13 protein-coding genes are annotated in these 14624 nt (G+C 67.2%); 9 read left to right on the top strand and 4 right to left on the bottom strand.

Annotated elements, in window-relative coordinates; genetic code table 11:
• Positions 1–258 precede the first annotated feature (258 nt).
• Positions 259–1926 (top strand): serine/threonine protein kinase, encoded by a 1668-nt coding sequence (locus tag IPI67_20660; GenBank protein MBK7582597.1) that lies wholly within the window; start codon positions 259–261, stop codon positions 1924–1926.
• 56 nt (positions 1927–1982) lie between these two features.
• On the opposite strand, the gene IPI67_20665 is transcribed toward IPI67_20660, so the two are convergent.
• Genes IPI67_20665 through IPI67_20675 form a run of 3 tightly spaced genes read right to left on the bottom strand, consistent with a single transcriptional unit; the run spans position 1983 to position 5691 of the window.
• Positions 1983–3284 carry a hypothetical protein gene (locus IPI67_20665; protein MBK7582598.1) on the bottom strand — a complete coding sequence of 434 codons (1302 nt, stop codon included), beginning with the start codon at positions 3282–3284 and terminating at the stop codon, positions 1983–1985.
• 4 nt (positions 3285–3288) lie between these two features.
• Entirely contained in the window at positions 3289–4935 is a 1647-nt protein-coding gene (locus tag IPI67_20670; GenBank protein MBK7582599.1) for a hypothetical protein, read from the bottom strand.
• 42 nt (positions 4936–4977) lie between these two features.
• Positions 4978–5691 (bottom strand): SDR family oxidoreductase, encoded by a 714-nt coding sequence (locus IPI67_20675; GenBank protein MBK7582600.1) that lies wholly within the window; start codon positions 5689–5691, stop codon positions 4978–4980.
• Positions 5692–5798: 107 nt separating this feature from the next.
• On the opposite strand from IPI67_20675, the gene IPI67_20680 reads away from it, so the two are divergent.
• The gene (locus IPI67_20680) at positions 5799–6215 is read left to right on the top strand and encodes a GFA family protein (protein MBK7582601.1); all 417 of its coding nucleotides are present in this window, start codon (positions 5799–5801) and stop codon (positions 6213–6215) included.
• A 57-nt stretch (positions 6216–6272) separates the two neighbouring features.
• On the opposite strand, the gene IPI67_20685 is transcribed toward IPI67_20680, so the two are convergent.
• On the bottom strand, positions 6273–6596 hold the full coding sequence (locus IPI67_20685; protein ID MBK7582602.1) for a YXWGXW repeat-containing protein: 324 nt from the start codon (positions 6594–6596) through the stop codon (positions 6273–6275).
• A gap of 55 nt (positions 6597–6651) precedes the next feature.
• On the opposite strand from IPI67_20685, the gene IPI67_20690 reads away from it, so the two are divergent.
• From IPI67_20690 to lepB, 7 genes are all read left to right on the top strand, one after another.
• On the top strand, positions 6652–7782 hold the full coding sequence (locus tag IPI67_20690; protein ID MBK7582603.1) for a UTP--glucose-1-phosphate uridylyltransferase: 1131 nt from the start codon (positions 6652–6654) through the stop codon (positions 7780–7782).
• A complete protein-coding gene (sppA, locus tag IPI67_20695; GenBank protein ID MBK7582604.1) occupies positions 7779–10283 on the top strand; it encodes a signal peptide peptidase SppA in 2505 nt (834 codons plus the stop codon). The genes IPI67_20690 and sppA overlap by 4 nt, the downstream gene beginning before the upstream one ends.
• Entirely contained in the window at positions 10280–11215 is a 936-nt protein-coding gene (locus IPI67_20700; protein MBK7582605.1) for a hypothetical protein, read from the top strand. The genes sppA and IPI67_20700 overlap by 4 nt, the downstream gene beginning before the upstream one ends.
• 36 nt (positions 11216–11251) lie before the next feature.
• Entirely contained in the window at positions 11252–12340 is a 1089-nt protein-coding gene (gene proB, locus IPI67_20705) for a glutamate 5-kinase (GenBank protein MBK7582606.1), read from the top strand.
• Positions 12341–12536: 196 nt separating this feature from the next.
• Positions 12537–13058 (top strand): hypothetical protein, encoded by a 522-nt coding sequence (locus IPI67_20710; protein MBK7582607.1) that lies wholly within the window; start codon positions 12537–12539, stop codon positions 13056–13058.
• 81 nt (positions 13059–13139) lie between these two features.
• A complete protein-coding gene (locus IPI67_20715; GenBank protein MBK7582608.1) occupies positions 13140–13919 on the top strand; it encodes a trypsin-like serine protease in 780 nt (259 codons plus the stop codon).
• A 51-nt stretch (positions 13920–13970) separates the two neighbouring features.
• Positions 13971–14615, top strand: a complete 645-nt coding sequence (gene lepB / locus IPI67_20720) for a signal peptidase I (GenBank protein MBK7582609.1) — start codon at positions 13971–13973, stop codon at positions 14613–14615.
• Positions 14616–14624: the final 9 nt, after the last annotated feature.

The following is a 14624-nucleotide window of genomic DNA, read 5'->3' on the forward strand; positions in this document are numbered from 1 at the left end:
AAGACGCCCCGCTCGACTCGGCCAGTCGCGCCGGAAAAATTGGGTCAGGGCGCGGGATTGGGCTTCTTGACGCCCTTTCCTCGCAGCCGAAAATCACCGCCGCGGCTCCTCAGCGTCCAGGTGTCGATGCGGTGCGTCGTGCCGCAGGCCGCAGACGGACGTAACGCCACAGTCGACCTCTCAGCCTGCCACGACAGCCTGGCTCTGTCAGCGCTCTGCCTTTACAGGGTCGTGTTCGCCTGCGAGCCTCGAGTTGTCATGTTCGTGTGTCCCAGCTGCGGCCTTCCGGCTCGAGCGCCGGGCTTCTGCACCGAAGACGGGGCGAGCCTCGCCGCGTCAGACGGGGACCCCATGCTCGGACAGCTCGTCGGCAGCTATCGCGTCGCACGCCTGATCGGGCGCGGCGGCATGGGCGAAGTTTACCTGGGCGTGCAGCCGTCCATCGGCAGTCGCGTCGCCATCAAGGTGCTGTCTCCGACCGGCAGCTCGAGCAGCGGCCTGGTCGACCGCTTTTTCTCGGAAGCCAAGGCCGTGAACCTGATCCGGCACGAGAACATCGTCAACGTGCTCGATCTCGCGGTACTCCCGAACGGCCGCCCCTACATCGTGATGGAGTATCTGGAGGGAGCGCCGCTCGCCGCCCATTTCGAGTCCACGCGGCCCTTCCCTCTAGGGTTTCTGGTGCGGCTCGCGCTCGAGGTGCTGTCTGCGCTCGAGGCCGCCCACGGTCACGGCATCACCCACCGCGATCTCAAGCCGGACAACATCTTCATCACCGCGCTGGGTCGGGTGAAGGTCCTCGATTTCGGCATCGCGAAGCTGAAGCCCGAGCTCGGTGGACAGAGCGACGCGACGCGCACCGGCGCGCTGCTCGGCACGCCGCAGTACATGTCGCCCGAACAGGCCCGTGGGCAAGGCGTGGACGCACGCTCGGATCTATACTCCCTGGGAGTGATCTTGTTCGAGGGCGCCACCGGTCGGCGGCCCTTCGAAGCGGAGTCGCTGTTCGAGCTCTTGCGTCAGCACATCGAATCCGCGCCGCCGCGCCCGCTGATGTTGCGACCGGATCTTCCCCCGGCGCTCGAGATGCTGATCTTGCAAGCGATGGAGAAGGACCGCGAACGCCGCTGCCACTCGGCGACGGAAATGGCGCACGCGCTCGCCGCCGTCCTGTCACTGCTGCCGGACGCGGGGGTCAGCGCTCCACCGCCCCCGCGGATTGGTCTGCCGACCCCGATGCGGCTATTGCCAACCCAACCTGCTGGGACCGTGTCGGGCACCGCCAGTGTGTCCGGAATGGCTCACGGCTTCGTGCAGGCGCCACCTGCTCCTCGCTCCTCACCGGTGGGGTTCATCATCGGCATGATCGGCGCGCTGATCGCGCTCCTGGCGGTCATCGGAGCCGGGGTCTTTTTCCTGGTGATGGGGCGAGACACGGTCAACGTGACGTTCGAGCAGCCGAGCGGCGGCACGAAGTCGGGCCCAAAGGCCCCGGCAGACCCGAACCGGTTCGACCTGCCATCCCACCTCGAGAGCGCTCGCCAGGCGGCCCGCAAACACCTGCCCGACGCCGAGTTGGCGACGCTCACTGTCGTCGGTCTCCTGCCCAGCGGTGAATTCGAGCTCAAGTCGCCGCAGCAGTCGGTCGCGTACATCTTCCGGTCACCGGCAGCGTCGAAGACCGGCAAGAGGTGCCTGGTGTCCGTCAGCGCGTCGATGTACGGCACGTTCGCCGCGCCAATCGACGACGCCTCCTACGATTGCAAGCAGTCGGTCACCAGCGCTCCCCGCTGTTCGCTGAAGGCGGTGCTCGCAAAGGCGCCAGCAGGCGCAAAGAACGTCACGTTCCGGAGTGAGGCGTCCGCCTGGAGCTGGGTCGTGATGGGAGCCGCGGGCTCCATCACCGTGGTTCCAGACAACTGCTAGGCCGATGCTTCGGCGGTCGGAGGGTATGGCATCCCGCCTACCAAACACGCTGCGACTCAGCCAGTGCTCCGAGAATTCGCCAACGCCTCGCGGCGAGCTGCGTGTCGCTGTCGCGCGGTGCGCATCGCCAGCGCGCCGACGGCGACACCGATACCCAGAGCGATGGGCGCGAACAGCGCAGGCAGCGGCGCGTTCTTGTGTTGAGCCAGGTTGTAGAGCGCAAACATCGCGAAGCCGGAGCCGAGCAGAAGCTGGAACCGGGCCACGGTCGGCGAGACCATCACACACGCGGCCCCAACCGACACCGGCTCGCTCGCCACCAGCTCTGGGACCAACCACGAGCGCAACAGGCTCAAGCGCGCGGTCCGATGCCGCATGGCAAGGAAGCCGTTCGACGCCATGTCGAGCCCGAGCGCTACCGCCAATCCCGAAAAACCCAGCGCGAGACCCAAGACCGCCATGGCAAAGGTCGGCGCGGCAGCATTGGCGGCGAACACCCAGGTGTCGCGCTGCTCCAGGTTGCGCTCGGTCTCCGCGTCGAGCCGGGGTGCGTCGGGCAGAAACACCGGCAGCGCTTGCGGGGGCAGGTCGGCGAACCCGATCGATTTTGCGCGCTCCAACATTTCTTCCACGCCGACGCGGGCGACCTTGCGTCGACGAGCGACGGTCGGCCCGATGACGAGCAACCCGAACGCATGAGAGGCTGGCAAGATCAGGACCGCCACGACCCCGCTGAGGACCGGCCAGACGAGGCCGAGTCCGCGCTCGTGCGTGCTGATCGACGCGAGCACACACAGCATCGCGATGGCCACCCCCACACGAAACGCCCGTTTTGCCACGCGCTCCCTGATCTCCAGCGACGCATCCGCGATCTCGCGGTACCGGAGCCGCAGCGCGAAATAGGTCTGCATGTCGGCTGGGACCGGCGCTGCCTCACCCGCAAGCTCCTCGGCGACGTGCGCGCGGTGCTCGGCAAAGAGCTCGCCGAGCTGGCTCTTGTCGCACTGGTGCAAATGATAGCCCGCGGACGCCGGAGTGGCGACGCCGTGCGCGACGAGCACACCGAACAAACCTGGGAACATCTGGCTGGTGCTGACGATGCGGCCGTCGTCGAACAGGGTCTTCATTTCGGTGAGCTCCTGACCGCGACTGCAGGCGACACCGGCGAGCACGTGCCCGGTTTCGCAGCGCCACACCTCACTGATGATCATTCCACCAGCGTGCTCCGCCGCCGCGTACCCGAGCTTGGTGAACCCAAGCGCTTCGAGGTCGGCACGGGTTCGGTCACTCACTCCAGAGCGTGCCGCCGCCGTGGGGTCGCGAGAGACATCACTGTAGTGAAAGACCGCCGCTGCCATCTGCTCACTTCACGACCGGAACGCATTTGCCGTTGACGCAGTCTTCAGCAACCTGGCACTCGGACTTCTCCGTGCATGGCTGCCGCTCGACGGTGGTCACCCACTGCGCAATGTGATTGCCGCCGGCGATGTCCTGGAAAGGCAACCAGAACGCCGGCAAGCTCGGATCCTTGCCCTGCTCACCCAGCTTCGGATCGAAGGCTGCCATCCAGAGCTGCACCTTGGACCCCTGCGGCAACCGCAGGCCGTAGGCGCGCGCGCTCGACAGCGTGAGCCACATGATCGTTCCGTTGTAGTAGGTGCCCACGTCGGGGGCCCACTTGGCCCACGAGCAACTCCCGCCCTGGTTGGCGGCATCGAGGCGAACCGCCTTGCCGCCTGCGGTCGGGACCGCCCACAACTCTCCGTCCCCGGAGGGCGGCCCGGCGGAGTAGGAATCCATGTTGGAGGGCGAACGGTTGAACGCCACCCACTTCTGCGACGGCGCAAACGACGGGTAGTAGTTGTTCTGACCCGTGTACGGCACGAGTGTGGTGGGGAGGCTCCACGAACCGCCCGAGAGCTTGATGGTCTCGAGGGAAGCGTCGGACACACCCGGATTGCCGAAACCAAACGGAGGAGGCGCTGCTGCCTTCGAGTAGACGACGAGCTCACCGTTCGGCGACCAATCCGGCATCGTGCCGAGGGGGATCAAGCTCGGGTTCAAGATCGCGCCGCTGTTCACGTCCTGGAGGCCGGTCTTCACACCATCGGAGTAGAGCAGCCGATCGCCATTGGGCGAGAAGGCGAAGAAGTTGGCGGCACCTCCCACGACGCCGCCGTCGGCGGTGAGCGGAGTGCGGGTCGCCACGTCGTAGACCTTGAACGGCGCGGGCGCCGGGATGTCGTTGCCGATGGCCATGCGTTTACCATCGCGGGAGAGGGCATGGCATCCGACGCAGGTCAGCGCGCCCGCCATGGGCGGCGTCATGAACTGCTCCGCCGTCGCGTTGGGCAACCCGAAGTCGTAGCGCTGGATCACGCCGCTGGTGTTCCAGTAGTAGAGCCCGCCGATGATGTTCTCCTTCGAAAACGCGAGCAGCCGCGGGTCACTGGTTCCAACACCGTACGGCGCGCTGCCGTTCACGCCGCGAACTCGATAACTGATGGGCGGCGCGCCGCGATTCGGCTCCACGAGCTGCGACCAGAAATCTTTGTCTGTCTGGTACACACAGCCGCCTCCGACCGGAGTGCAGCCGGTGTAGATCACGAGGGCGATGGCGGGGGACTCGAAGCGGATCTCGAACAGGGTCTGCCCGGCGCCCGGTTTCCAGTGCACCTCCAGCGACTGCATGTTGGGCGGTGTCACGATGTTGTTCGCGGGATAGACGACCTCCGGTTTTGCGAACGGATCATCTGGCCCGTTGAACTTGTCCTTCGAGGTCGGATCCGCGCCAGGCCCGACCACCACGACCGTCTTGGTCGGTGCAGGTCCGTCGCTGCCCGCGTCGTTCGTTGCGCCGGCGGTACCAGCCGACGCATCACTGCCTGCAGCGCCGCCCGCGCCACCCGCTCCGCCGCTACTCGAGCTGGCGTCGTCCGTCGCGGAACAGGCGCCGGCGAGGCCGATCGCCAGCGCGAAGATCAAAACCCCATCGAGTCGCCTGAGCATGTTCGCCTCCCGGGTGCGAGCGAAGGCTAGCGCGTCAGCGCCTCAGATGTACTGCCCGGCGTCCACGCGGATCACCTCGCCGGTGATGCAACGCGCTGCGTCGGAGAGCAAAAACGCCACGCTGTTCGCCACGTCGCGCGGATCCGCGAGGCTCGGCAGCACCGCCTCCGCCTGGGCCTTGTCGCGAAATTCTTGGGGCAAGGCCAGGGTCATTTCGGTCAGCACCATGCCGGGGGCGACCGCGTTCACGGTGATGCCCTTCGGACCGAGCTCACGTGCGGCGGCCTTGGTCAGGCCGATCAGACCCGCCTTGGCGGCGGAGTAGTTCGCCTGACCGAACTTGCCGCGCAGTCCGTTGATGCTCGTGACGTTGACGATGCGACCATGCCCCGCCGTTCGCATGCGCGGTGACAGCGCCCGGATGGTGTTGAACGCACCCGTGAGGTTCACGTCGATCACTGACTGCCACTCATCGTCCGTCATCTTGCCGAGGGACTTGTCGCGGGTGATCCCGGCGTTGTTCACCAGCAAGGTGGTGTCGTCGCTCAAGGTCTCGACCGCCGCTGCTACCGAGGCGGCGTCCGCGACGTTCACTTTCCAGAAGACGGTCCCGCCGATCGCGTCGCCGGGTTCGAGATCGAAGATGACCACGCGCGCGCCGTGTTCGATCAGCACCTCGACGATGGTACGCCCGATACCGCGCGCACCGCCCGTGACGACCGCCGACCTGCCCGCGAGGGACCAGACTTCGCTCATGCCTCTGTCTGCCGCGGCCGCGCGCCTGCGTCCAGCCACCCTTTGCCCATGCGACGGAGCTTGGCTACCTTGGGCGTCGGCCAGAGGTTTCTGACTGGAGCGAAAGAATGACCAGCGAATCACGCGAATTGAGCGGCAGCTGCCTGTGCGGCCAGGTCCGATATACCGCAGTGGGGCAGCCGACCCGTTTTTACCACTGCCACTGCTCCCGCTGTCGCAAGGCGACCGGGACTGGCCATGCCTCCAACCTGTTCGTACACGGCAGCCTGCGCTGGGACGACGGCGAAGCACTCGTGAAGTCGTACAAGCTGCCCGACGCGGAGCGTTTCGCCAACAGCTTCTGCAGTCACTGCGGAGCGCGTGTACCCCGGGCCAGCGAACAGCTCTCGATGGTGTTCATTCCGGCGGGCTCGCTCGACCAGGAGCCCGAGTTCGCGCCGCAAGCTCGCATCTTCACCGGTTCGCGCGCGGTCTGGTCTTGTGACTCGAACGCGTTGCCAGAGTTCGAGGCCTATCCCAGCTGAGGCAGGCAGCGCACAGCGTCGTTCGCGCCCGGGAGACGCCCCGAAGGGCAGTTGGCGTCAGCGCGGCAGTCGGCGCACGTAGTCCGGTTCGCTTCGCTCCCAGCGTCCCCTCTTCCAAACGTGCCGCACTCCATCCCAGTGCCAGTAACCCCGAACCCACACCCAGTCGGCGCCGGGCGACTTGCCCGGGGGTGCGTAGGGCGGAGTCTTGGGGGTGCCCGCCGTTACTTGACCCGCGCTGGCTTCTTCGGGCGGTGGCGGCGGCGCGTGTGAAGCTTCGGTCAGCGTCGCGCGGCGCTCCACGCCGGTCACGCACCCGCTCGTCATGAGCGCGGCGGCCGCGAGCACGAACTGAATCTTCGCCGCGCGAAGCAGACCCATGGCCCAACCGTAGTGCATCCTCTCGCACTCCCGAAGTCTGTTACGCTGCCCGCCGATGAGCGCCCTTTCGGACCAGCTGGATCAGCTCCCCACCGAGGTTCAGGAGCTGCTTCATCGCCACGCCTTCGACCGCGAGCGTTTCCTGCGCCTGGCCGCTGGCGTCGCAGCGGGGGCCGCAGACGGCAACCGGGTGACGGGTACGGTCGCGGCGCCCGCTCCGGGTGACGTCAGCGATTTGCCTGCCGTCGGAACGCCGGAGCACATGCGCTGCGAGGCACTGGGTCTCGCGGCCTTGTCCCGCGGGGAGTGTGCGCTCGTGGTGCTGGCCGGCGGCATGGCAACCCGCATGGGCGGGGTGGTCAAAGCGCTGGTCGACGCCATCCCTGGCTCTTCGTTCCTCGACCTGCGCTTGGGCGAGATCGCGAACCTCGCACGCATGTCGGGCTGTACGCCACCGTTCTGGTTGATGACCAGCGACAGCACCGACGAACCGATCCGCGAGGCACTGGGTGCTCGCCTCGACGGTGAGAAGATCGCCACTTTCACCCAGCACCTGTCACCGCGGCTCCACCCGGACGGCAGTTTGTTCCTGGACGACGAGGGACAACCGAGCTTGCACGCCCCGGGGCACGGTGATTTGCCCGACGCGCTGCGGGCGAGTGGCCTGCTTGCGCGCTTCGTGCAACGCGGCGGCAAGGTCGTGACGATGGCCAACATCGACAACCTCGGCGGAACGCTCGCCCCTGCCCTGGTCGGCTGGCACCTGGCCCACGGCAAACCCGTGAGCTGCGAGGTCGTCGACAAACTGCCCAGCGATCGCGGCGGGATCCCCGTGCGCTGGAACGGCCGACCGGTGGTGCTGGAAGAGTTCCGACTGCCCGAGAGCTTCGACCCCACACAGGTTCCGGTGTTCAACACCAACACATTTCACTTCGATGCGCGGGCCCTGCTCGAGCTGCAAATGGAGTGGACCTTCTTCGTCGCCAAGAAGAAGGTCGGAGATGCCCCGGTGGTGCAGTTCGAGCGCCTGATCGGCGAAATCACGAGCCACCTCGACACCCGCTTCGTGCGACTCCCGCGCGACGGCGCACAATCACGCTTCTTGCCCGTCAAGGATAACGACGAGCTCGCTCAGCGACGTACCGCCATCGAGCTCGTCGCCCGCGCTCGAGGAATGCTCCCATGAGAAATCGCTCGCTCTCACTCGGTCTCGCCCTCACCGTTGCGCTCGCCAGCCTGGCTGCTCCCGCCCAAGAGGTGGTGCAACGGCCGACTCGACTGCCCGCCTTTGGTCGCAGCGTCGCCGGCACCGACGACACCACGGCGCTGGTGCAAAACCCGGCGAACCTCGCGTTCCTACCCGGCAGCGAGCTGCGCTTCAGCTCGATCTACCTGGACGAGTCCAATCGTGTGCCGTGGCAGGGCCACGCCTTTGCGTTCGGTTTTCCCATCCCGTACATCCCGGTGAGCACGGGCCTTCGCCTCGATTTCGTCGACCCACCGTACTCGGCCATCAGCGGGCCTTTCGGACAGTTCAACTATCAGTGGCTGACCTGGGGTGTGGCCGTCGGCGGCTCGGATTTCGCCTCGCTTGGTTTTTCACTGCAGCGCAGCTACTCCGACGCGGACGAGCTCGACGGCCTGTCCTCGTTCACCCTCGGCTACAGCGCGCGCCCCTTCGATCAGCTCGCCTTCTCGCTGGTGGCCCACGACATCAACGCGCCGACCAATGACCGCGGTCTGGGCGTCGAGCGCTCCTACGACATTGCGCTCGCCATTCGCCCGACCGGCTCCCGTGCGGTCGAGCTGGGCCTCGAAGGCAAGTACATCGACGTGCGCGACGGCTACTGGATCCCGCGAGCCACGCTGGGTGTGGACGTCCCGGGGCTCGGGCGCTTGCGGGGGGACTTCTCGGTCAGCCGCCCTGACGAGGTGAGCCGACGCGCGTGGCTCGCCTCGGCCAACATGGCCTTCAACCTGTCGGGCGCCGGAGGCAGCGCCGAGCTCGCAGGTGGCGCCATCACCGGCAACGGACTGGGCGTGAAGGGTTCGTACGGCGTGCAGACCGAGATCGCGATGCGCGGGTTCCGCGAAGCAGCGGGGGTCGAGGGACCGCGCTACGCCCTGCGCATACGCCTGGAAGAGACACCTGGAACACGCGGGCACGTCGCACTCTTGAGGCGCCTGTGGGGCATCGCCGAAGAGCCCAGCGTCGATGCGGTCGTGCTCGAGCTCAGGACCTCGCCGGCCGGCTCCATGGCCCACATACAAGAGCTGCGAGACGCCATCGAGCTCCTGCGCGCGAACGGCAAGCGAGTGCTCTGCCACCTCGAAGACGCCGGCGGCGCGGAGCTCTACCTGTGCTCGGCCGCCAACCGCACACTGATGAACCCAGCCGGCGGGTTGCGCTTCGCCGGACTGAAATCCCAGGCCATGTATTTCTCGTCGATGCTCGGCAAGCTGGGCATTCGCGCCGATTTCGTGCGGATTGGACAGCACAAGAGCGCACCCGAGCGGCTCACCCGCGACTCGGCGACCGACGTCGCGAAGGCCGACAAGATCGATCTCTTGCAGCAGCACGAACGGCAGTTGGTCGAGGGCCTCTCGCGCGGGAGGCGCATTGCGGTCCCCGAGCTTCGCAAGCGCATCGCCGGCGGTCCGTACATTGCGTCGGAGGCGCTGACGGCCGGGTTCATCGACGGCTACGCGTTCGATGATCAGGTCGGCGACGCCATCGACAAACTGGTTGGACGGCGCACGTTGCTGATCGACGACGAGCGCGCAACGCGTGCTCCGGCGCGTTTTGGCGTGAGCCAGCGGGTTGCCATCGTCTACGTCGACGGCGACATGATCGATGGACGAAGCAAGAACGTCCCACTCGTCGGCATGAAACTCGCTGGCTCGTACACCATCGCCAAGACGCTGAAGGACGCCCGGGAAAATCCCCTGATCGCCGCGGTCGTGCTGCGAGTCGAGTCCCCCGGCGGCTCCGCCATGGCGGCCGACGTGATCTGGCGCGAGGTACAGCTCACCACGAAGGTGAAGCCCGTCATTGTCAGCATGGGCGCGTCGGCGGCGAGCGGTGGTTATTACATCTCGTCACCCGCCGATCACGTCTTCGCCAACCCGCTCAGCATCACGGGCAGCATCGGCATCTTCTATGGCAAGGCCGACGTGTCCGAGCTGCTGAAGAAGATCGGCGTCACCGTCGAGACCTACAAGACGGCCCCCCGAGCCGACGCCGAGAGCATCTACCGACCCTTCACCGACGAAGAAAAGAAGGAGCTCGAGAAGAAGGTCTCGCAGTTCTACGACGTCTTTCTCACGCGGGTCGCCCAGGGACGAAAGCTCGACAAAAAGGCCGTCGATGCCGTCGGTCAGGGGCGCGTGTGGACGGGAGAGCAGGCCAGGGACCGCAAGCTGGTCGACGAGCTCGGCGGCCTGCGCCAGGCCCTCGCGTACGCGCGCAAGGCGGCAGGGCTGCCGGACTACTCACCCATCGTCGAGCTGCCGCCGCCCGATAGCTCACTGATCGGCAAACTGCTCGGTCTCGAGGGCAGCGCGCACGCCGCAGAGAGTGTGTTACCTGGCCAGCTGCTCGATCTCGCGAAGGCGCTGGCACCGTTCACGGTCCACGCACCGGACAAACCCCTCGCGCGGATGGAGCTCATGCCGGTGAAACCGTGACGGCATTGCTCGAGCTTCACGAGGCACGTGTCGATCGCGACGGCGTGCCGTTGCTGGAAGGACTGAGTCTCTCGGCGTCGGGCTCTCGTCTGGGTTTCGTCGGAGACTTCGCGGGTTTCTTCGAGCTCCTGGCCGGCACCGCGGTCCTGGTGGGCGGTCGCGTCGCGCTGCGAGGCCACGACGCCCGCGCGGCGGTCGTTCAGGGGCTCGTGGGAGTGGCCCGATCGGAGCTGGCCTTCTCCGCGGACTGGACGGCGGAGCGTTATTGGCTCGCGGGCGCTCGACTCGGCGGGCTCGGCAAACGCCCCGCCGAGGACACGCTGCGCAAGCTCGCGGAGCGCCTCGATCTCGCGCATCTCGGGGGCCGACGCCTCGGAACCCTCACGCTCGCCGAACGGCGCGCCGTCGGGATCGGCCTCGCCTTGCTCGACTCACCCGAGATCATCGCGATCGAAGCTCCGACGCACTCGCTGGATGAGCGCGGCATCGAGCTCATCTGTCGCGTGGTCGAACGCGCCGCGGAGGGCCGGGCACTCCTGGTCTCGACCCGAGTCTTGCCCCTCACCGGACCCGAACACAGCCTCTTCGAGCACGCCGACGAGGTGATCGTGCTCGAAGCCGGCGCACTGGTCGGACGCGGCTCCCTCGCGACGCTCACGGCGCCCGGAGCGCGTTACCTGGTGTCGGTCACGAAGAACGGGCGTGAGCTGGCGGAGCGCCTCTCGAGCGCTGGCATCGCGGTCGCGGTGGCGCAGCCCAGCGGCGCCTTCGCGCCGCTCGAAGCCTCGGTGCTCATCGGGCTCGGGGGCGCGGCACGGTTTGTCGTCACGCTCGGCGAGCCCGGCGCGACGGAACCCATCGTCGGCGCCGCCCTGGCCGTCGAAGCTCCGATCGTCGAGCTCGTGCCGCTGTCGCCCGCTGCACGAGCTTGACGCTGCCGGGCCCGGGGCTCCATCGTACGCCGACGCATGAGCCAGGAACGCTCGACTCTCACTCGCGCCCGCCGCATCGTCGTCAAGGTCGGCTCGCGCGTGCTGGCCGCCGACGACGACACCCCGCGCTCGCTGGCCGCTGCAGTCGACACCCTTCGCAAACAAGAGCGCTCGGTCGTGCTGGTCTCGAGCGGCGCGATTGCCATCGGGTGTACCAGGCTCGGTTACCGCACTCGGCCCAAGGAAATGGCCAAGCTGCAGGCCGCTGCTGCCGCGGGCCAGAGTGTGCTGATGCGGCGCTACGACGAGGCCTTCGGGCAGCTCGGCATCACCGTCGCGCAGGTCCTGCTCACCCACGCCGATCTCGCGGATCGCGAGCGACTCAACAACGCACGCGACGCACTGGCCGCGCTCATCGACGCCGCCGCCGTGCCGATCGTCAACGAGAACGACACGGTGGCCACCGAGGAGATCCGCTTCGGCGACAACGATCAGCTCGCTTCCATGGTGGTGCCGCTGGTCGGCGCGGATCTGCTCGTGCTCCTTACCGACGTGGAGGGCGTGCTCGACGCTCGGGGCCAGCGGATCTCCATCATGACCGACTCGAGCCAGGTGGGCAGCGTCGAAGAGAAGGGTGAAAAATTCGGCAGCGGCGGCATGCAGAGCAAGCTCGACGCTGCGCAAAAAGCCCGCCGTTCCGGCTCTGCGGTGGTGATCGCTTCGGCCCGACACCCACAGGTGCTCGAAGCCATCATCGCCGGCGAAGATGTCGGCACCTTCTTTCCGCACGTCGGCGAGCCGCTCAGGGCGCGCAAACACTGGATTGCCTACACCCTGCGCCCGCGCGGAGCGCTCATCCTGGACAACGGCGCAGTGCGCGCCCTCGCGACGGGCAAGACCAGCCTGCTCCCGATCGGGGTGCTGGGTGTGCGCGGCGAGTTCCACCCGGGCGACGCGGTGAGTCTGGTCGGTGCGGATGGAGCCGAGGTAGGGCGAGGTCTCACGCGGCTCGGGGCCGTCGATGTGGCCCGCGCGGCGGGTCGAAAGGGGGCCGAGCTCAGCGTGTTGTTCGGCAGCCTCGACGTCGTCGTGGTCCACAAGGACGACCTCGTGCTCGTGCCCTGACCCGCGAATTCCCCGCGCTTCGTGGCGGTTTTCCCCGTACGAGCGGCTCCCCACGACTGACCGCGCTCCCGCCGTCCCGGATTTTGGGTCAGGCACGGGGACTCATTTTCCGACCCAAGACGTACAATCGCTCATGCGTCACATTCCGAGCGGGAACTTTCGCAAGGTCCCGCTGTCGGGAGCGAGTTCAGGGTCGATGCATCACGTCCGATGGACAGCGTTAGCGCTCGTCGGTCTCGGGGGCCTGTGGCTCACCGTGCGGTCGTCGACCGTTCCGACGACGCCCGCGGCCATTGGCAGGAACCTGGGGGCCGAGGTCGCCGGGCTCGAGGCAAGAGTCAGCGCACATCCGGGGGACGCGGAGGCACTCTGCCAGCTGACGGACGCTTACCTCGCGGGCGCAGCGCCCGGCGTTGCTCAGGCCGCACTCGAGCGCGCCCCGGCCGAGCTTCGCCGCTTGCCGGCAGTTGCCGACGCGCGCGCCCGCACCTTGTGGCAGCTCGGCTTCACCCAGGCCGCTCTCGAGGTGCAGCGCGGTATGCTGGACACCTGCACGGAGGCGCCCTGCGCTCCCGTGTTGATCGGGCGTGCGCAGCGCCGTGAACGTTTGCTGTCGGAGCTCGTCCGCCAAGGTGTGGAAGACCCGAGACAAGACCCAAGCCGAACCCGACTGGCGTATCGAGTGTCGATGCGTGAAGTCAGCCTGGACCTTCGCTGAGACGAGGAAATCGTGACCCGACGCAGAGCCGCCGTGATCGCCACCGTCCTCGCCGCCAGCGCCAGCAGCGCTTGTTCTGGCATGCGCCAGTTTCGCGTCGCCGCCGAGCCGACACCGTCACCGGCAGCGCGCCCCGACGACGATGGCCGGTTGGCCGCGCCGGAGATGCCCTTCGCACTCGCGCGCGATGACGACTTCGTGGTGCGGGTCGTGGTCGCGAACACCAGCTGCTCGGGCACGCTGATCGACGAGGACCAGGTCCTCACCGCTCACCACTGCATCGTGCAGCGGGACAAGTACGGCGACTTCACGGACAAGAACTCGCGCCCCAAAGACATCCACGTCGAGCTCGGCGGGGACTACCTGCCCTGGGGGGACGTTGGCGTTCGTGCCGTGGTCGCACCGCCGTGTGGTCATGCCGCCGGAGAGGGGGACATCGCCATCTTGGTGCTGGAGCGCAAGCTCATCGGCGTGGCGACGGCAAAACCCCGGCTGGACAATGGCCCCGAGAATGCGGAGGCGATCAACCCCGTGGGGTTCGGTCGCTGCGCGCTCTCGGCCGAGGCCATTTCGCGCAAGCACCGCGCCGGCGGGCGCATCGATCGCCTGCTGGAGTCCCGCTTCCGTCTGAACGCGAGCATCTGCCCGGGCGACTCGGGCGGTCCGGCACTGAGCGACGGAACGGGTGAGATCGTGGGTGTGATCTCCGCCGCGGTCATGGACGGCAGCGAAGAGACGATCGGCCGCGCAGAGTTCACGCGACTCGACCGCTGGCGCTCCGTATTTGCCACGGCCAAGGCGATCGCTGACGGACAGAGCGCCTCGGAGCTACCCCCAATAGGCGGCTGCCCGGCGCGCTGAGAACCCCTCAAATGTGCCATCACCCGTGCTATCGGGTACGCTAAGGCGGTAGTGCGGAAGCTCTTCAGGTTTCTGCTCTGGACATCCATCATCGTTGGCATTTTGGTGGGGGTGGCCCGGGCGACTGCGATCCGCTGGTGGCGGATCCCAGAGGGTGATCCCTACCTCGAGGCCTCGATCGCTCCGTCGCTGCGCGGCGGCGATCTGATCATCCTGTGGCGCCTGACCAAGCCGAAATTCGGCGACCTGGTGCTCTGCCCCGAACCTTCTGCGCCGGAGCGCATGGTGATCGGTCGCATCATCGGCGACGCCGGCGACAAGGTGAAGATCGAGGGCCCGCGCGTCCTGATCAATGGGCGCGCCGCCGAGACCGAGCACGCCTGCGACCCGCGCTTGTTCAAGGTCATCCACCCGGCCACGGGCAAGGAGATCGACGAGCACTGCGACATCGAGGCCGTCGCTGGCGTCTCTCACATGCGTGGGGCCGCGGTGAGCGGGGGCGTGCAGCCCTCCCCCGTGGACCAGACCGTCCCCGATGGGAAGCTCTTCCTGGTCAGCGACAATCGGCAATTACCCTATGATTCTCGCGATTTCGGGCTGGTGGATCCCGCGACCTGCCTGGAAACCGTGGTTTTCCGCCTGGTCAGCAAGGACGGATTCCTCGACGAAAAGCCGCGATTTTCGGTGATTCGGTAGGCCGCTTGA

The organism is Myxococcales bacterium (assembly GCA_016706225.1).
Lineage (GTDB): Bacteria > Myxococcota_A > Polyangia > Polyangiales > Polyangiaceae > JADJKB01.

Coding starts and splice junctions, on each gene's coding strand:
- IPI67_20660 (MBK7582597.1), top strand. CDS start 259: ATGTTCGTGTGTCCCAGCTGCGGCCTTCCGGCTCGAGCGCCGGGCTTC.
- IPI67_20665 (MBK7582598.1), bottom strand. CDS start 3,284: ATGGCAGCGGCGGTCTTTCACTACAGTGATGTCTCTCGCGACCCCACG.
- IPI67_20670 (MBK7582599.1), bottom strand. CDS start 4,935: ATGCTCAGGCGACTCGATGGGGTTTTGATCTTCGCGCTGGCGATCGGC.
- IPI67_20675 (MBK7582600.1), bottom strand. CDS start 5,691: ATGAGCGAAGTCTGGTCCCTCGCGGGCAGGTCGGCGGTCGTCACGGGC.
- IPI67_20680 (MBK7582601.1), top strand. CDS start 5,799: ATGACCAGCGAATCACGCGAATTGAGCGGCAGCTGCCTGTGCGGCCAG.
- IPI67_20685 (MBK7582602.1), bottom strand. CDS start 6,596: ATGGGTCTGCTTCGCGCGGCGAAGATTCAGTTCGTGCTCGCGGCCGCC.
- IPI67_20690 (MBK7582603.1), top strand. CDS start 6,652: ATGAGCGCCCTTTCGGACCAGCTGGATCAGCTCCCCACCGAGGTTCAG.
- sppA (MBK7582604.1), top strand. CDS start 7,779: ATGAGAAATCGCTCGCTCTCACTCGGTCTCGCCCTCACCGTTGCGCTC.
- proB (MBK7582606.1), top strand. CDS start 11,252: ATGAGCCAGGAACGCTCGACTCTCACTCGCGCCCGCCGCATCGTCGTC.
- IPI67_20710 (MBK7582607.1), top strand. CDS start 12,537: ATGCATCACGTCCGATGGACAGCGTTAGCGCTCGTCGGTCTCGGGGGC.
- IPI67_20715 (MBK7582608.1), top strand. CDS start 13,140: ATGCGCCAGTTTCGCGTCGCCGCCGAGCCGACACCGTCACCGGCAGCG.